The organism is Aliiroseovarius sp. S1123 (genome assembly GCF_023015885.1).
Lineage (GTDB): Bacteria > Pseudomonadota > Alphaproteobacteria > Rhodobacterales > Rhodobacteraceae > Aliiroseovarius.
Map to the genome: position 1 here is coordinate 398,799 of NZ_JALKBE010000002.1, position 16,988 is coordinate 415,786.

The 16,988-nt window shown below is 59.8% G+C and carries 13 protein-coding genes; 10 read left to right on the top strand and 3 right to left on the bottom strand.

Annotated elements, in window-relative coordinates; all coding sequences use genetic code 11:
• Nucleotides 1-51 precede the first annotated feature (51 nt).
• The 4 genes from MWU53_RS05430 to MWU53_RS05445 all read left to right on the top strand — a co-directional run bounded on the left by MWU53_RS05430 (nucleotide 52) and on the right by MWU53_RS05445 (nucleotide 6,456).
• Complete coding sequence (locus MWU53_RS05430; RefSeq protein WP_247091216.1) at nucleotides 52-1,860, top strand: autotransporter assembly complex family protein; 1,809 nt, start codon at nucleotides 52-54, stop codon at nucleotides 1,858-1,860.
• Nucleotides 1,860-5,648, top strand: a complete 3,789-nt coding sequence (locus MWU53_RS05435; RefSeq protein WP_247091219.1) for a translocation/assembly module TamB domain-containing protein — start codon at nucleotides 1,860-1,862, stop codon at nucleotides 5,646-5,648. Before MWU53_RS05430 ends, MWU53_RS05435 begins: the two co-directional genes overlap by 1 nt.
• A 250-nt stretch (nucleotides 5,649-5,898) precedes the next feature.
• Nucleotides 5,899-6,048: a hypothetical protein gene (locus MWU53_RS05440; protein ID WP_247091221.1), complete on the top strand. Its 150-nt coding sequence runs from the start codon at nucleotides 5,899-5,901 to the stop codon at nucleotides 6,046-6,048.
• 72 nt (nucleotides 6,049-6,120) lie between these two features.
• The gene (locus tag MWU53_RS05445; RefSeq protein ID WP_247091224.1) at nucleotides 6,121-6,456 is read left to right on the top strand and encodes a TfoX/Sxy family DNA transformation protein; all 336 of its coding nucleotides are present in this window, start codon (nucleotides 6,121-6,123) and stop codon (nucleotides 6,454-6,456) included.
• Between the two features lie 139 nt (nucleotides 6,457-6,595).
• Here the strand turns inward: MWU53_RS05445 and ndk are convergent, their stop codons facing one another.
• Nucleotides 6,596-7,018, bottom strand: a complete 423-nt coding sequence (gene ndk / locus MWU53_RS05450; protein ID WP_108856499.1) for a nucleoside-diphosphate kinase — start codon at nucleotides 7,016-7,018, stop codon at nucleotides 6,596-6,598.
• Between the two features lie 144 nt (nucleotides 7,019-7,162).
• Between ndk and MWU53_RS05455 the strand changes: the two genes are divergently transcribed.
• From MWU53_RS05455 to MWU53_RS05465, 3 genes are read left to right on the top strand one after another with little or no spacing between them, the layout of a single operon-like run.
• Nucleotides 7,163-9,019: an ABC-F family ATP-binding cassette domain-containing protein gene (locus MWU53_RS05455; protein ID WP_247091226.1), complete on the top strand. Its 1,857-nt coding sequence runs from the start codon at nucleotides 7,163-7,165 to the stop codon at nucleotides 9,017-9,019.
• Between the two features lie 2 nt (nucleotides 9,020-9,021).
• Complete coding sequence (locus MWU53_RS05460; RefSeq protein ID WP_247091228.1) at nucleotides 9,022-9,642, top strand: MarC family protein; 621 nt, start codon at nucleotides 9,022-9,024, stop codon at nucleotides 9,640-9,642.
• A 59-nt stretch (nucleotides 9,643-9,701) separates the two neighbouring features.
• A complete protein-coding gene (locus MWU53_RS05465) occupies nucleotides 9,702-10,283 on the top strand; it encodes a TIGR02281 family clan AA aspartic protease (protein ID WP_247091230.1) in 582 nt (193 codons plus the stop codon).
• Between the two features lie 110 nt (nucleotides 10,284-10,393).
• On the opposite strand, the gene MWU53_RS05470 is transcribed toward MWU53_RS05465, so the two are convergent.
• Both MWU53_RS05470 and MWU53_RS05475 read right to left on the bottom strand, forming a co-directional pair.
• Complete coding sequence (locus tag MWU53_RS05470) at nucleotides 10,394-10,918, bottom strand: DNA polymerase III subunit chi (RefSeq protein WP_247091231.1); 525 nt, start codon at nucleotides 10,916-10,918, stop codon at nucleotides 10,394-10,396.
• Nucleotides 10,919-10,922: 4 nt separating this feature from the next.
• Nucleotides 10,923-12,395, bottom strand: a complete 1,473-nt coding sequence (locus tag MWU53_RS05475; protein WP_247091232.1) for a leucyl aminopeptidase — start codon at nucleotides 12,393-12,395, stop codon at nucleotides 10,923-10,925.
• Between the two features lie 132 nt (nucleotides 12,396-12,527).
• Here MWU53_RS05475 and MWU53_RS05480 point away from each other — a divergent pair, with 132 nt between their 5' ends.
• From MWU53_RS05480 to lptD, 3 genes are read left to right on the top strand one after another with little or no spacing between them, the layout of a single operon-like run.
• Complete coding sequence (locus MWU53_RS05480; protein ID WP_247091233.1) at nucleotides 12,528-13,691, top strand: LptF/LptG family permease; 1,164 nt, start codon at nucleotides 12,528-12,530, stop codon at nucleotides 13,689-13,691.
• Complete coding sequence (lptG, locus tag MWU53_RS05485) at nucleotides 13,688-14,785, top strand: LPS export ABC transporter permease LptG (protein WP_247091235.1); 1,098 nt, start codon at nucleotides 13,688-13,690, stop codon at nucleotides 14,783-14,785. The genes MWU53_RS05480 and lptG overlap by 4 nt, the downstream gene beginning before the upstream one ends.
• Nucleotides 14,785-16,935 carry an LPS assembly protein LptD gene (gene lptD, locus MWU53_RS05490; RefSeq protein WP_247091237.1) on the top strand — a complete coding sequence of 717 codons (2,151 nt, stop codon included), beginning with the start codon at nucleotides 14,785-14,787 and terminating at the stop codon, nucleotides 16,933-16,935. Before lptG ends, lptD begins: the two co-directional genes overlap by 1 nt.
• Nucleotides 16,936-16,988 lie beyond the last annotated feature (53 nt).

Genomic DNA, 16,988 nt, shown 5'->3' on the forward strand with positions numbered 1-16,988 from the left:
GCTAGGCTTTGGGCCATTGGGGATATTGTGCTGCTCACAAGGGAACTGGGTTTGAGAACGTTGACTTTCGCGCCGCTGTGGCGACGGATCTGCCTTCCCGTCGCGCTGACGATTTTGGGGCAATCTGCATTGGCGCTCGACACGGTCCAGATCACGGTTCTTGGCGGCGATAGTGACCTGGAACGGGCCCTCAAGGCCGCCTCTCTTGTGCAAACTGCTAAAAACGATGGCGAGGTCGACCCCCGCGACGTGATGGCCGCAGCGCTGGCAGAATATGGCCGCCTGACGGAAGTGCTCTATGCCAACGGCTATTATGGCGGCGTCATTCGCATCCGCGTCGACGGGCGCGAGGCCGGGCGCATCCCCGTGTTCAACTTGCCCTCTCAGATCAGCACAATCGAGATCACAGTGGATCCCGGCGCCCCCTTCACCTTTGGCACGGCACGGGTGGCCCCCGTGCCCCCCGGCACCAAGCTACCAGACGGGTTTCGCACCGGCGCGCTTGCAGAAAGCACGCAAATCCAAGCGGCTGCAGATACCGCCCATCTGGCGTGGCGGCAAGCAGGCCACCCCAAGGCCGATCTGACCCGTCAGAGCATCACCGCAGACCATACGGACCACACCCTGTCGGCGGATTTGCAATTCTCGCCCGGACCGAAAGCCCGGTTTGGCCGCATGACACAGACGACAGACAGTACTGTGCGGGCCGAACGCGTTGCCCGAATTGCGGGATTTCCGACCGGTCAAGCCTACTCGCCCGAGGCACTAGACAAGGTTGCCAACCGCCTGCGCCGTACCGGTGCGTTTTCCTCGGTTTCACTGACCGAAGCAAAGACGCTCACCCCCGATGACACGCTGGACGTAGGACTTGCCTTAGCCGATGAAAAGCCGCGCCGCTTTGGCGTTGGGGCGGAACTGTCGTCGCTCGAGGGCATCGGTCTGTCTGCCTATTGGATGCATCGGAACCTATTTGGCGGGGCGGAACGTTTCCGCGTCGAGGGCGAGATCACAGGAATTGGCGGTCAGCAAGGCGGTGTCGACTATCGCCTTGGTGCGCGACTGGAACAGCCCGCAACCTTTGGTCCCGACACAACCGCATTCGGCTATGCTAAAGCCGCCTATGAGGACGAGCCCGCCTATATATCGCGCAGCATCGATCTGGGCGCAGGCATGACGCGGATCTTTTCAGACACCCTGTCCGGCGAACTTGGCGTGGGGCTGCATTATTCAGACATCACGGACGTGTTTGGGGATCGGGACTTTTTCCAGCTGACCCTGCCAATTGGTCTGACGTGGGACCGACGCAATGACCTGCTGGACGCCACATCAGGTACATTCCTGCGCGCCGAGGTGACACCGTTCCTATCCCTCAATGGCGGCGACAGCGGGGCGCGTGCATTCGCAGATGCCCGTGCCTATCGCGGGTTGGGTGCAGGTGACCGCGTCGTGCTGGCGGGCCGTGTGCAGGCAGGCACGGTCTATTCCGACGATGTGCAAGACATCCCCCCGGGGTATCTGTTCTTCTCGGGCGGCGGGAACTCGGTTCGCGGTCAGCCTTATCAATCCTTAGGCATTCCCGAGGGCATCGGCGGTCTGCGCGGCGGTCGGTCCTATCTGGCCGTATCGACCGAGCTGCGCGCGACGATCACCGACACAATTGGCCTTGTGGCCTTTGCAGATGCCGGCCACGTCAGCGATGACAGCCTGTTTGGTGGCGACGGCGCTTGGCACGCGGGCGCGGGGCTTGGGGTGCGCTATAAAACGCCCATCGGGCCGTTGCGTCTGGATGTGGCCGGACCGATTTCCGGAGATACCGGCGACGGTGTACAAATCTACCTTGGTATTGGGCAGGCGTTCTGATGTGGATCCATCGTTTCCTTCTGACCCTGATTGCCGCGCTTTCTCTGCCCCTGGCGGCCCTATCACAAAACGCTGGCCCTGCGTCTGCGGATGACCGCGGCTATCTTCAGGCCTTTTTGGAAGACAACCTGTCCGACACCGGGCGCGAGATTAAAATCATCGGCTTTCAAGGCGCCTTCAGCTCTCAGGCCACCGTCGACGAGATTACCGTCGCAGATGGCGAGGGAATTTGGCTGTCCTTACGCGGTCTTACCCTGACATGGACACGCAGCGCGCTGTTGACCGGGAACGTAAAGATCGACGCACTTGAGGCCGAGGAGATCACGCTCTCACGTCGCCCGATCCCGGATCCCTCGCTGCCCGCGCCTGAAGCGACGGGCTTTGCCCTGCCCGAGTTACCAGTGTCGCTGAACATCGGCACAATCCGTGCGGCGCGGGTCCACCTTGGCGAGGGTGTGATCGGAGAAGCCGCCGAAATCGCGCTTCAGGGATCAGCCGCGTTGGAAGCGGGTGACGGGAATGCCGATTTGACCATCAACCGGCTGGACGGCCCAAAAGGCGCGTTAGAGCTTAAAGGCAGCTACAACAACACCGATCGTATCCTGTCGCTGTTTCTGTCGCTTCAGGAAAACACGGGCGGGATGGCGGCCACCCTGCTGGGCATTCCCAACCAGCCGGCCCTTGACCTGACGCTTGACGGGACCGGCCCCCTGTCGGATTTCGAAGCACAGATCGCATTGGCAACCGAAGGCGAACCACGGCTAACTGGCCATGTCCGCCTGACAGAAAGCGCAGTGGCCTCGGCGCAGCCTGACACCCCTACATTCGACCGCCAGTATGCGTTGGATCTGTCCGGAGACATCTCGCCGCTGCTCCATCCCGATTTCAAAGGCTTTTTCGGGGATGCCGTTGATGTCACCACACGCGCGTCGCAGCTTTCTGATGGGTCGATCCGCGTTGACACGCTGTCAGTGCAATCCAATTCTCTGGACCTGAAGGGGGATCTGATGCTGGCGCCGGGAGGATGGCCGGAACGCATCGCCCTCAACGGTCGCATTGCGTCTCCTGATGGTGCTCCGGTCCACCTGCCCCTGTCCGGTCCGCGCACGATGGTGTCGTCCGCACATCTGACCATCGCCTATGATGCCGCGACCGGAGAGCTCTGGACTGCACGGGCCGCTCTTGCTGACCTCACGCAGGGCGACTTGATCATTGACGCCGCCACGTTGTCCGGATCGGGACAGCTGCGTGCGGGTGCCGAAGGGGCGGCCCCCCTATTCGATGGCGCAGTGCGGTTCGACGTAAAAAATATCCAGCCGACACGCCCAGAGTTCGCCGCCGCAATCGGCACGGATTTGACCGGTGCATTGCAGTTCAACTGGCAAAGCGACGATGTCTTGGCGATTTCGAACCTGAAACTGGCAGGCGACGACTATGACCTGACGGGTGACCTGACCCTGACTGACTTTGCCGACGGTGTCATCGCCCGCAGCAATGGCTTGCGCCTAGACGCACGCGATCTGTCGCAGTTCTCGGGACTTGCAGCTACGCCCCTGTTGGGTCGCGTGACGCTTGATCTGACAGGCGAAAGCAACCTTCTGGGCGGTGCGTTTGATTTGCGCCTAAACGGGCGTGGTGCGGGTTTGGGCGTGAACCAACCACAACTGGACGCGGTCATCGGAGGGAAAAGCATTCTGGCGCTGCACGCCGTTCGCGACATGACTGGTACGCGGATCAAGGCGTTGGATCTGGAAACCGAGAAGGCGCAGATTTCGGCCTCGGCGGATCTGAAAACCAAAGAATCCGCTGCGGAACTCTCGCTGAACCTGCCCGACGCCAGCGCAGTTGATCCGAAGCTCAACGGCCCTGCCCGCCTGACCGCATCCTTGCAGCAAACCGGTACAGATTGGCGGGTTGAAACGGATTTCACCGGTCCAGGAGGTGCATCCCTGCAGGGCGCGGCCCTTGTGCGCCTTGTGGATGGTGCAGCGGATCAGATAGATGGCACATTGCGCGGTGATATCACGCAGCTTGCCCCCTATAGCGGCTTGGCGCAGCGCGCCCTGTCGGGCAGTTTGAACGTCGACACGGAAGGCCAGATGCGCCCCGAAACCGGTAACTTCACCCTGAAACTGGACGCAAAAGCAGCGTCGCTAGGGATCGGGATTGCACAGGTTGATGCGCTTCTGCGCGGGGACAGCACCTTGTCAATTGCGGCCCACCGCGAAGGCGACGCCCCCATTCTTCTTGACCGCCTGACCCTGCGCAGCGATGCCGTGTCCGTGACCGCCGAAGGCGCACCTTCGGACAACGGAACACGCGTGACGTTCCAGTCACGCCTTGCTGACCTTGGCCTGATCGCGGATGGCATCTTGGGTCCTGCCGAAGCGCAAGGCAGCGCGGAACTGACGGATGAAACCTGGCGTGTCGCTATGAACGCAACCGGCCCAGCTGGCGTGAACGCACGTGTGGACGGAACGGTCAGCGCCGATGGCACGCAGGCCAATCTGGCGCTATCGGGCACGGCACCTCTTGCGCTTGCCAACCAGATGATCCGCCCCCGTCTGGCCACGGGCACTGCAAATTATGACCTAGCGCTGCAGGGACCACTGGATCTTGCCTCGGTGTCGGGCACTATGACCACGCAAAACGCGCGCATTGCCTTGCCGCGCCTGAAGCAAGCTATCGACATTAACAGCGGACGCGTCACCTTGGCTGGCGGGGTAGCAACGCTGGACATCCAAAGCTCGGTAGCCGCCGGAGGGCGAATTGCAGCTTCCGGCACGATCGGGATGGCCGCTCCTATGCAGGCGGATCTGTCGATCCAGCTGGATCAGCTGCGCCTGACAGACGGCGCGCTGTTTGAGACCATCGCGAATGGCAGTGCAGATTTGCGCGGGCCTTTACAAGGCGGGGCCACCCTGCGCGCTGTGATCGATCTGGGGCGCACGGAACTGCGCGTGCCCGAGGCCGCCCCCGGCACCCTGCCCGTCATGGAAGGCTTGAGACATGTGGGCGAACCGGCTGCCGTGCGTCAAACGCGGCAGTTCGCTGGTCTGATCGTGGAGCCGAGCACCTCTGCCACGGGGCGCCCCTATCCGCTAGACATCACGCTGAACGCGCCGGGGCAGGTCTTTGTGCGCGGGCGGGGTCTGGACGCCGAGCTGGGCGGCTCCCTGCGCGTGACCGGCACCAGTGCGGACGTTATTCCCCAAGGCGAATTCAGCTTGATCCGCGGGCGTCTGGACATGTTGGGCAAGCGTCTGACCCTGACCGAGGGCGACGTGAGCCTGCAAGGCGACTTCAACGCCTATCTGCGGTTCCTTGCAGAAGCCCGCGCCGAAGACACCGATATCAAAATCGGCGTTACCGGCCCGGTCTCGGAACCCGAGATCACCTTTACCTCGTCCCCCGAATTGCCCGAAGACGAGGTGCTGGCCCGCCTTCTGTTTGGTAAAGACATCACCCAGATCTCGGCCATTCAGGCGCTGCGACTGGCAGCCGCTGTGCGCACGCTGGCCGGTAAAGGCGGCGAAGGCGTGTTGGGACGTTTGCGTGGCAGTTTCGCACTGGATGATCTGGACGTGACCACAGACGAAACGGGCGCTGCCTCGGTCCGGGCCGGTAAATACATCTCGGAAAACATCTATACGGACGTCACGGTCGGCGCGGATGGCACCGCCGAGGTTAATCTGAACCTGACTTTGTCCCCATCCCTGACCGCACGTGGATCCTTGGGATCAGATGGCGAAACAGGTTTGGGCGTCTACTTCGAACGCGATTACTGACCCTTAATTCCATTTAACCTCAACAGGTTGCCACACCATCTTCACAAATCGACCACAGCCGTCACCATGTATGCGCGCGTCTTCCTCATGTCGCACCACAGCCACACCTTTTCACTTCGGAAACAATTTGTGTTCAATTATTTACGAATGTTGCGCGGCGATATGTTAACATGTGAAGGCCGAAAGGCTCCTGTGGGGAAAACTTGTGCGTCCATTTCGGCGCACGTCTAATGAGTAGCGGAGCAAGAATATGGCTAGGGAAAACACCGAAGAAAAGCATAAACCACCGTCTGGCGGCACGCGTTACGTGCATGTCAAGGCACCGCCCAAACGGGATCGCACCCGTACGGACGAGCCGAAAGAGCCAACGGTTCTATTTACCGATTGGGCCAGCATTTAAACTGTCAGGACAGTTTCTGATCTGCGCATGATACGGGTTTAAGATTTTTTCTGTACCGACTAACCTCGGCACATGAGCGATCCTGTATCATCCATCCGAAATCTTGGCGAAGCCTCAGACGCGGTCTATGCCCGCGCAGGCATCCATACGGCCGAAGAGCTGCGCACCCTCGGCCCGGACGAAGCCTATCGCCGCCTGCTGGCCACAGGCTCCCGCCCCCATTTCATCGCCTATTACGCCATGGTCATGGGCCTTCAGGGCCGCCCGTGGAATGACTGCAAGGGCAAAGAGAAGGACGCCCTGCGCGCACGGTTTGATGCGTTGAAGGCCGAAGCCGCTGCGAACAAGCCCCCCGAAGACAAAATGGAAACGATTTTGGATGAGATTGGGATTCGCCAGTCGTCATAAGGTCTGGTGGCTCACGTTGTGAGCCTGAGGAGCTCTGCCCCTCGGCCTGCGGCCTCACCCCGAGGTATTTTTTGCAAGAGGAAATAAAAAAGCCGCCCGAGTTTCCCCGAGCGGCCTTTTTGTCTTCTGGAAACGTGGCTTAGCCGACCAGTTCCAGACCCGAGAAGAAGAATGCGATTTCTTCTGCGGCGGTTTCCGGGGCGTCCGAACCGTGGACCGAGTTTTCGCCGATCGACAGGGCGAACTCTTTACGGATGGTGCCTTCAGCAGCTTCGGCCGGGTTGGTTGCGCCCATAACTTCGCGGTTTTTCGCGATGGCGTCTTCGCCTTCCAGAACCTGAACAACGATCGGCTCGGAGATCATGAATTCGCACAGTTCGCCAAAGAAGGGACGCTCGGCGTGTACACCATAGAACTGCTGGGCCTGTGCCAGGGTCAGTTGAATGCGCTTGGACGCAACGATGCGCAGGCCAGCTTCTTCGAACTTGGCGGCGATTTGACCGGTCAGGTTGCGCTTGGTTGCATCGGGTTTGATGATCGAGAATGTGCGTTGGATAGCCATGATGGTCCCTTTTACGTTTAAGGCAACGGGACCCCTGCCCAATGACAGATCCCCGTGCGTATGTGATTTGCGCCCCCGTAACATGGGATCGTCATTTTGAAAAGCGGCGATTGACGGGCTGGCGCGGGTCAGGCACATGGGGTCATGCTTAAAATCTCAGACATCACATATTCCATCTCTGGTCGCACCCTGGTCGAAAATGCCTCGGTGACCATTCCGACGGGTCACAAAGTGGGCCTTGTTGGGCGCAATGGCTCGGGCAAAACGACGTTGTTCAAGGTCATTCGCGGCGAGATGGTGCTGGACACCGGCTCGGTCTCATTGCCCAAAGGCTGGAAAATCGGCGGGGTCAGCCAAGAAGTGCCCGGCAACGAGGTGTCTTTGATCGACACGGTCTTGCGCGCGGATACGGAACGCGAAGCCTTGATGGCCGAAGCCGAGACCGCCACCGACCCGACCCGTATTGCCGAGGTCCAGACCCGCCTGTCTGACATCGACGCATGGTCGGCCGAGGCGCGGGCAGCCTCGATCCTGAAAGGTCTTGGGTTTACCCATGACGAACAGCAAATGCCTTGCTCGGCGTTTTCGGGCGGCTGGCGTATGCGCGTGGCGCTTGCGGCCGTGCTGTTTTCCGAGCCTGACCTGTTGCTGCTGGACGAACCGACCAACTATTTGGATCTGGAAGGTGCCCTGTGGCTCGAGGCCTATCTGGTCAAATACCCTCATACGGTGCTGATCGTTTCGCACGACCGCGAGCTGTTGAATCGCTCGGTCGGCGGCATTCTGCACCTCGAAGACAAGGGGCTGATTTACTACACCGGCACCTATGACATGTTTGCCAAACAGCGCGCGCAGAAGCGGGCTTTGCAGGCATCGGCAGCCAAGAAACAAGACGCGCAGCGGGCGCATTTGCAGGCCTTTGTGGATCGCTTCAAGGCCAAGGCGTCGAAGGCGAAACAGGCGCAGTCGCGCGTGAAAGCGCTGGAACGGATGGAAACGATCCGGGCACCCGAAGATGCAGCGCGCACCGTGTTCACCTTCCCCAAACCAGAAGAGCTTTCGCCCCCCATTATCGCCACCGAAAAGGCGGCTGTGGGTTATGGCGAAACTGTCGTTCTGCGCAATCTGAACCTGCGCATTGACCAAGACGACCGTATCGCATTGCTTGGGCGCAACGGCGAAGGAAAATCCACGCTTTCCAAACTGTTATCGGGTCGTTTGGACCTGATGGAGGGCAATATGGTGTCCTCAAGCAAACTGCGCATCGGGTTCTTTGCGCAGCATCAGGTGGACGAGCTTTATGTGGACGAAACGCCCCTTCAACACTTGATGCGTGAACGCGCCTCGGAAGGGCAAGCAAAGCTGCGCGCCCGTTTGGCCGGGTTCGGTCTGGGCCCGGATCAAGCGGACACCGAAGTTGGACGCCTGTCGGGCGGTCAGAAAGCGCGTCTATCGCTGCTATTGGCAACCCTGCCCGCCCCGCATCTGCTGATCCTTGATGAGCCGACCAACCACTTGGACATTGAAAGCCGCGAAGCGCTGGTCGAAGCGCTGACCGCCTATAGCGGCGCTGTCATTCTGGTCAGCCACGACATGCACTTGCTGTCGATGGTCGCGGATCGCCTTTGGCTGGTGAAAGACGGTCACGTCGCCCCATACGAGGACGATTTGCAGGCTTATCGCAAGATGCTGTTGGCGCCGGATACGGCCAAGAAGACGGACAAGAAAGCCTCCGCAAAGCCCAAGCCAAAACGTCCGAGTCGTGATCAGATTCTGGCCCTGCGCGCAGAAGTGCGCAAATGCGAAGCGCGTATGGCGAAAATCGAAGAAATGCGTGACAGGCTTGCCACGAAGCTCGCCGATCCCGAGCTTTACGAAAACGAGCGCGCCGGTGACCTTGGGGTCTGGCAAAAGAAGTATGCCGAGGTGATGGAGGCCATGGACAAGGCCGAAGATCTCTGGATGAGTGCGCAAGATAAACTTGAAAAAGCAGAGACTTAACGATGGATATTGATCTGTTTGTTCCGTCCTTCGTGACCCTGTTTGTCGTGATGGACCCAATCGGGATCTCGCCCTTGTTTATGGCGTTGACGCAGGGAATGAGCACAGCCAAGCGGCGCGCCGTCGCGATCCGCGCCTGTCTTATCGCGGGTGTACTTCTGACGCTGTTTGCCTTCCTAGGGGAAGGTGTCCTTGGATTCCTTGGCATCTCGATGCCCGCTTTCCGGATCGCGGGTGGCATCCTGCTTTTGCTGACCGCCTTGGACATGCTGTTTGAACGGCGCACCCAGCGGCGTAAGGATCAGTCAGAAGAGACCCAGAGCGACGATGACCCGTCCGTTTTTCCACTTGCCATGCCGCTGATTGCCGGTCCGGGCTCGATTGCCACGGTGATCTTGCTGGCCGGACAAGGGGACGGTTTGGAAGGTGTTGGATTGGCACTGGTCGTGATGTCGCTTGTTCTGGTCATCGCCTTCGTCCTGTTCAACGCAGCCCCGCTGCTTGAGCGCATACTGCGGGAAACCGGGATCAAGGTGGTCACCCGCCTTCTGGGCATGCTCTTGGCCGCGCTGGCGGTGCAGTTCGTGCTGGAAGGTCTGCGTGATTTCGGGCTGATGGGCTAGAACCCGACGCGGCATGCTGACCCGGTGACATTTCCCCCCGGCGTTCCTATATCGGAACTATGACCGGAGACGATATCGCCAGACTTGCCTATCTTGCCCTGCTGCTGACCGCCGTGGGCGGCTATTTCGTGGCCGAAAGCCGCGCCAATCTAGGGCAGAACCTACGCTATGCGCTGATCTGGGCGTTGATTTTCGTGGGCGTTCTGGCCGGGGTCGGGCTGTGGAGTGACATTCGCGACGACATCTCTCCGAAGCAATCTGTCATTCAGGACACGGGCCAGATCGTGTTGCCGCGTGCCTTTGATGGCCATTTCTACGCGACGCTTAGGATGAACGGGCAACCCGTTGATTTCATTATTGATACCGGCGCAAGCAATATCGTTCTGACCAAAGAAGATGCGGCCCGTATTGGCGTCGAGGTGAACGCCCTTCGCTTCTATGGCCGCGCGATGAGCGCCAATGGCGAGGTCCGCACGGCCCCTGCCCGCATCGCCAAGGTCGAGCTTCTGGGCGTTCACGATTTCGGGGTTGAGGTCTGGGTGAACGAGGGCGAGATGCCCCGCTCGCTTCTGGGCAATGACTATCTGCAACGGTTCGAAAAAATCGAGATCAGCCGAGATCAACTGGTCCTGACGCGCTGACAGCAGACATAGGAAATGCTTTCGGTGGCTCACAGGGTGAGCCTGAGGGGCGCTGCCCCTCGGCCTGCGGCCTCACCCCGAGGTATTTTGGGCAAGAGGAAGAGGTATGGTTAAGCGGTTTGAGGCGCGGTCGAGGCTTTCATTTCCCACCGACCGTTTTCCTGGCTCCAGTATTTCGCTGTGACGCCCGCGTTCTTCACCGCCATCCACTGCGTCCGAGCATGGGCCACCGCGTCGGGATCGTTGCCGTCAAACACGACGAACACGCGTGTATGTCCATGCATGTCCTCCTCGGAAATCTCGGCCCCGTCGATGGCCATTAGGGCTTGGGCACCATTTGGCGCGTCGGGTGCCGTCGTCAACAGGATCGGTTGGTGGGCATCCTGCGGACCACCCGCCTGCCCGTGGGGCAGAAACCCGTCTTCAGGATGCAACCACAGCCGTTCATCCAGCCAATTCAGCCGCGCCGCATTCGGGCCGCGCACGCAAACGCGCCATCCGGCTTGCAAGCTGCGCTCAAGCAACATCGGCAGGGCGGCTTCAAGCGGGGACCGGGTCAGGTGATAGAAAAACACCTCACCTTGTGCGGCGGCCTCTTTCGTCTCCTTTTCTCCGGTCCCGGCTGTGTCAGTCATGCGCTCAGCCTTCGAACTGGTCTTTCACCAGACGGTTCAGCGCCAAAACGCCCCAGCCAGTGGCCCCTTTTGGGGCCAACGGGCTTTCGCCGGACAGCTGGGCGGTCCCCGCGATGTCCAGGTGGATCCAAGGCTGATCTTCTTTCACGAAACGGCCTAGGAATTGGGCTGCGGTCACGGACCCAGCGGCACGGCCGCCCACGTTCTTGATGTCCGCCTTGTGCGACTTGATCAGCTTGTCATAGCCCGGTCCCATCGGCATCCGCCACGCGCCTTCGCCCTCGGCGTTGGCAGCTTTCAGGAAGTTGTTGCAGAACGCGTCGTCATTCGAGAAAACGCCAGTGTTTTCATGCCCCAAGCCGATGATGATCGCACCTGTAAGCGTCGCCAGATCCACCATCGCGGCCGGTTTGTATTCTTCCTGCGCATGCCACATCACGTCGCATAGAACCAGGCGGCCCTCGGCGTCGGTATTGATCACCTCGATCGTGGTACCTTTCATTGAGGTCACGATGTCACCGGGGCGTTGCGCCCGTCCGTCCGGCATGTTCTCGACCAGGCCTACAAGACCGACCACATTGGCCTTGGCCCCGCGCAGCGCCAGCGTTTTCATCACGCCCGAGACGGTGCCCGCCCCGCCCATATCCATGGTCATGTCTTCCATGCCCGCGCCGGGCTTCAGGCTGATGCCGCCGGTGTCAAACACGACGCCTTTGCCAACAAGCGCCAGAGGGGCCGCGCCTTTTACACCCTTCAGCCATTCCATAATGACGATCTTCGAGGGGCTTTCCGAACCCTGCCCCACACCCAGAAGCGCACGCATGCCAAGCGCTTCCATCTCGTCTTCTTCCAGCACCTTCACGGTGACACCCAGATCTTTCAGAGCTTCCAAACGGGCCGCGAATTCTGTGGTGGTCAGGACGTTGGCAGGTTCGTTTACAAGATCACGGGTGAAGAACACGCCTTCGGACAAAGCGTTAATGTTGGCCGTTGCATTGGCGAAATTCTCGGGTTTCGAGACCATGACCGACAGACTTCCACCCTCGGGGGCATCTTCGTTGGTCTGGTGATCGTCAAACGCATAGGCGCGCAGTGTGGCGCCCAGTGCCAGTTCATCAGCGAATTTCAGTGCACCGGCCAGAACCAGCACATCTTTACCCAGTAAGGTTTTACCAATCTTTCCACCTGCTTTGCGTGCGGTGTTCTCGTCGGCGCGCTGCGACAGGCGCAGCACCTGAACGGCCTCGGCCTCCATCCCGACGGGCCAAGCCAGATCCTGTGCATCTCCGTCCTTCATCTTTTCAAACGCTTCGCTTTCCGCAAAGCGCGCCAACGCCCCACGCATCAGCTTGTTCACACGGCGCGCAGCCGGATGTAGCTTGCCGGGCTCAGACAGAACCACAGTGACGCGGCCAGTATGAGTGCCGATCGCATCAAGGTCGATTTCGGCAAAGCTTGGAAGGATCGGGGCGGTCATGACAGGTCCTTTGTTTGGCAGGTTTCTGCCATTGGTAGCCCCCCACCACAGGTTTGACCAGATAGCAGTTTTCCCCGCCGGTCGGATGGTTTAGAAACCAGACCACAAGATATTGGGTTCTCAGGGGGGAACGTGGCCAGATTCGACCGTTATATGCTGTCGCAGCTTGTGGTGCTGTTCGGCTTCTACGGGCTTGTCCTGGTGTTGCTCTTTTGGGTGAACCGGGCGGTATTGCTGTTTGATCAGCTGATCGCCAACGGCCAGACTGCGCTGGTATTTCTTGAGTTCTCTGCGATGATCCTGCCCGGCGTGATCGTGTTCATCATCCCGATTGCATCCTTTGCCGCCGCCGTGTCGGTCACGAACCGGTTGAATTCGGAAAGCGAGTTGGTTGTGGCGCAGGCTGCAGGATACGGCCCTTTTCGTCTGGCGCGCCCTGTGTTGGTCTTCGGGCTGCTAACTGCCGTGTTCATGCTTCTGTTGACCCACATCCTTGTGCCGATGAGCCAGCTGCGCTTTGCCGAACGCCAGGCCGAGATTTCCGAGAATATTACCGCGCGTTTCGTGACCGAAGGCAGCTTTGTGCACCCCGCCGAAGGCATCACGCTGTACATCCGCGAGATCAGCCCGGCGGGCGAGCTGTTTGACATTTTCTTGTCAGATGAACGGGACGACGAGCAAAGCTATACCTACACCGCCCGCCGCGCCCTGATCGTGAAGACCGACCTTGGCCCGCGACTTGTGATGTTTGACGGGTTGGCGCAGGTCATCAACAATGAAAGCCAGCGCCTGACCACCACCCGGTTCGAGGATTTCACCTATAACATCGCCTCGCTGATTAGCGGCGCCGACGCCGGTGCCCGCACGATCACCCAGATTTATACACACGAGCTGTTGAACCCGCCCATCGCAACGATGGTCGAGACCGGCGAAACCCGCGCCGCCCTGCGGGCCGAAGGACACTTCCGCAATGCCCAAGCGCTCTATTCAATCGTGACAGCCATGGCAGGCTATTCCATGCTGATCGTGGCGGGCTTCAGTCGATTTGGACTATGGCGACAGGTGGTCATCGCGCTTGCGGTGGTGGCGGTGTTGCAGTCGCTCGACAATTCCATGCTTGATCTGGCGCGCCGTACCGAAGGCGGTGTCATGTTGGTCTATGTGGCGACCCTTGTGGGGGCGGTGTTCAACGCTGTGGTCCTTTATATGGCCACGCGCCCTTCGCTGTCCGATCTACGCCGACGCCGTCGCACATTGCGTGAACGTGGTCGTCAAGTATCCGAGGCAAACGCATGAGGTTGCATCTCTATATCGCCCGCCGCTTCCTGCGCTCGTTCCTCAGCATGCTGCTGGTGCTGGCGATCATATTTGTGTTGCTGGATATGGTCGAAAGCATGCGCAAGTTCGATGCTGCGGCGATTGGGTTTGCCAAGGTGTTGGAGCTGACACTGCTGCATGCACCGCTTTGGATGTATCGCATCCTGCCGCTGGTGGTGATCTTGTCGACACTGTGGATGTTCCTGAGCCTTGCGCGCAGTTCGGAAATGGTGGTGACACGGGCGGCGGGACGTTCGGCGCTGATGACGCTGATTTCGCCCGTCGTAACGGTGTTCCTGTTCGGCATACTGGCGGTGGCGGTTGGCAACCCGATTACCGCTGGAACCAACAAGAAATACGAACGCATCTCGGCGCAATACAAAGGCGGTGGAGCATCGGTATTGTCGATCGCCTCGGACGGTGTGTGGTTGCGCCAGGGCAATGAAACCGGCCAGACTGTGATCCGGGCGGACCGCTCGAACCTGGAAGGGACCGAGCTTTTCGACGTCACCTTCTTTTCCTTCGCACCAGAAGGTCCGCCGACGCTGCGCATTGAAGCCGCAAGTGCCAAGTTGGAACCTGGGCATTGGGCCATCCGTGGCGCGAAGGTCTGGGATCTGATCAGCGACGCCAACCCCGAAAATACGGCCATTGAATATCCGATGTTCACGCTGGCATCCAACCTGACTCAGGAACAGATCCGCGACAGTTTCGGCAAGCCCAGCTCGATCTCGATCTGGGATCTGCCACGCTTCATTGGGCAGCTCGAGGCCGCAGGCTTTTCCGCCCGCGCGCACCGCGTCTGGCTGCAAATGGAACTGGCCCTTCCGGTCTTTCTGGTCGCAATGGTCCTGATTGGCGCGGGCTTTACCATGCGCCACACCCGTTTTGGCCGCACCGGCATCATGGTCCTGTTTGCGCTGATGATGGGGTTCGGGGTCTATTTCATTCGCAACTTCGCACAGATCCTCGGAGAAAACGGCCAGATCCCAATCCTTCTGGCCGCTTGGGCGCCGCCGATTGCAGCGATCCTTTTGCCGTTGGGCATTCTTTTGCATCTGGAGGACGGCTGATGGGCCTGTCACAGCACCTACGCGCCGGACGTTTGGCGCTGGCCCTGCTTGCTGGCTCGGTCAGCACCCTTGCGCTGACACCGGCCCCGGTCGCCGCCCAGACCGCCAGCTTGATCGCGGATCACGTGCGCGTTGTCGGCAATGGCGGGCTGGTGGCCGAAGGCAATGTCGTTGTGTTGTTCGAGGGCTCACGCCTGACCGCAACGCGGGTCATCTATGACAAGCCGACAAACACGCTATCCATCACCGGCCCGATCACCATCACCCGTCCTGATGGCACGATTTTGGTGGCCGATGAAGCAACCCTTTCTGCGGATCTGCGCAATGGCATCCTGAAAAGCGCACGTCTGGTGCTGGATCAGCAGTTGCAGATTGCTGCCGCCCAGATCAATCGCGTGCAAGACCGCTATACCCAATTGTCGCGCGTCGCCGCTTCCTCCTGCAATGTCTGCGCGAAAAATCCGGTGCCCCTATGGCAGATCCGTGCCGAACGTGTTGTCCACGATGAGAACGAGCGCCAACTGTATTTCCATCACGCGCAGCTTCGTGTGGCGGATGTGCCGATCTTCTATCTGCCGCGCTTGCGCCTGCCGGATCCCACGCTGAATCGCGCTACCGGGTTTCTGACGCCCAAGATTCGCACCAACACGACCCTTGGGTTCGGCCTGTCCGTTCCCTATTTCATCAAGCTTGGTGATCATGCGGACCTTACAGTGTCGCCCTATATCGCTGACAAATCCCGCACGTTAGAGCTGCGCTATCGTCAGGCCTTCCGTTCGGGCGACATTCTGGTCAATGGGGCCGTTAGCCAAGACAGCATTCTGGAAGACGAGACCCGTTTCTATGTGTTTGGCGAGGGCGAATTCCAACTGCCCTACGACTTCACCTTGTCCTTTCAGCTGCAAGAGGTTTCGGATCCGGGGTATTTGTTGGACTACGGCTATTCCGATCAAGACCGTTTGCGCAATGCCATCGAAATCATGCGCGCGCGCCGGGACGAGTTCGTCTTCGCGGGGATCACGCGCTATGACACGTTGCGTGCGTCCGAGCTTCCGATTTCGGACCAGCTGCCCTTTGCGCAGATTGACGCCTTCTATGAACGCCGCTTCCATCCCGGTGGATTTATCGGTGGCGAACTGCGCACCAACCTGTCATGGCAGGCCCATTTCCGTGAAAGCCAACTGGATATTCTGGGCCGAGACGTGGCGCGTATAGGCGCGGGCCTCAATTGGCGGCGGGACTGGATCGGCCCAGCGGGCCTGGTGATCGAAGGTCAGGCCGGGCTGGACGCGGATGTCTATTGGATCGAGCAGGACAGCAACTATCAGACCGAGCAAAGCTTCGCCGCACCATCTGCAGGCGTGACGTTACGCTGGCCGCTGTCGCGTGTCACCGCTGGAGGCGCAGTAGACGTGTTGGAGCCCGTGGCCGCACTGGCGTGGTCCGAACAGGTTGGCGCGGATATTCCCAATGAAGACAGCCAGTTCGTCGAGTATGATCAGGGCAATCTGTTTGACCTAAACCGCTTTCCGGGCAGCGACCGACGCGAGGAAGGCCTGCGCGCCGCGCTGGGTCTAAGCTGGACGCGTCACACTCCGTCGGGTTGGGGCTTCACCTTGGCCGCGGGCCGTGTCTTCCGCGAAGTGGATCTGGGCCAGTTCACCGATGCGTCCGGCCTATCGGGTCAGAATTCGGATTGGCTTTTGGGGGTGGCGGTTAACAATGGCGGGCATATCTCGGTTCAGGGGCGTGCGCTTCTGGATGACGATTTTGGCCTGACCAAGTCCGAGACCCGCGCCGCATGGTTGACTGATCAATTTCAACTGGGCGCAACCCATATCTGGGTGATCGATGATGTGGACGAGAACCGCCTGACACCGACCCACGAGCTGCGGCTGGACAGCTCTTGGAAGGTTGGCGACTTCTGGACCATCACAGCCGACGGAAGCTTTGACGTCGAGGAAAAACAGGCCACCCGCGCCAGTTTCGGCGTAGAGTACCGAAATGAATGTCTTTCGGTTGATCTTTCCCTCTCGCGTCGCTTCACAACCTCTATTAATGTAGAGCCAACAACTGATTTTGGTCTGCAATTCGAATTGATCGGATTTGGAAGCGGCCGCGGCGCTGCGGTGAATAAATGCAACGGCTGAAGCCCGCGCAACTGAAACGCCGGGGATCGAGATCAGAAATTACGAGCGTTATG

Bases quoted from the DNA above. Each gene is read 5' to 3' on its own strand.
- lptD (WP_247091237.1), top strand. From the start codon at position 14,785: ATGGGCCTGTCACAGCACCTACGCGCCGGACGTTTGGCGCTGGCCCTG.
- MWU53_RS05465 (WP_247091230.1), top strand. From the start codon at position 9,702: ATGACCGGAGACGATATCGCCAGACTTGCCTATCTTGCCCTGCTGCTG.
- MWU53_RS05460 (WP_247091228.1), top strand. From the start codon at position 9,022: ATGGATATTGATCTGTTTGTTCCGTCCTTCGTGACCCTGTTTGTCGTG.
- lptG (WP_247091235.1), top strand. From the start codon at position 13,688: ATGAGGTTGCATCTCTATATCGCCCGCCGCTTCCTGCGCTCGTTCCTC.
- MWU53_RS05435 (WP_247091219.1), top strand. From the start codon at position 1,860: ATGTGGATCCATCGTTTCCTTCTGACCCTGATTGCCGCGCTTTCTCTG.
- ndk (WP_108856499.1), bottom strand. From the start codon at position 7,018: ATGGCTATCCAACGCACATTCTCGATCATCAAACCCGATGCAACCAAG.
- MWU53_RS05475 (WP_247091232.1), bottom strand. From the start codon at position 12,395: ATGACCGCCCCGATCCTTCCAAGCTTTGCCGAAATCGACCTTGATGCG.
- MWU53_RS05445 (WP_247091224.1), top strand. From the start codon at position 6,121: ATGAGCGATCCTGTATCATCCATCCGAAATCTTGGCGAAGCCTCAGAC.
- MWU53_RS05455 (WP_247091226.1), top strand. From the start codon at position 7,163: ATGCTTAAAATCTCAGACATCACATATTCCATCTCTGGTCGCACCCTG.
- MWU53_RS05470 (WP_247091231.1), bottom strand. From the start codon at position 10,918: ATGACTGACACAGCCGGGACCGGAGAAAAGGAGACGAAAGAGGCCGCC.
- MWU53_RS05440 (WP_247091221.1), top strand. From the start codon at position 5,899: ATGGCTAGGGAAAACACCGAAGAAAAGCATAAACCACCGTCTGGCGGC.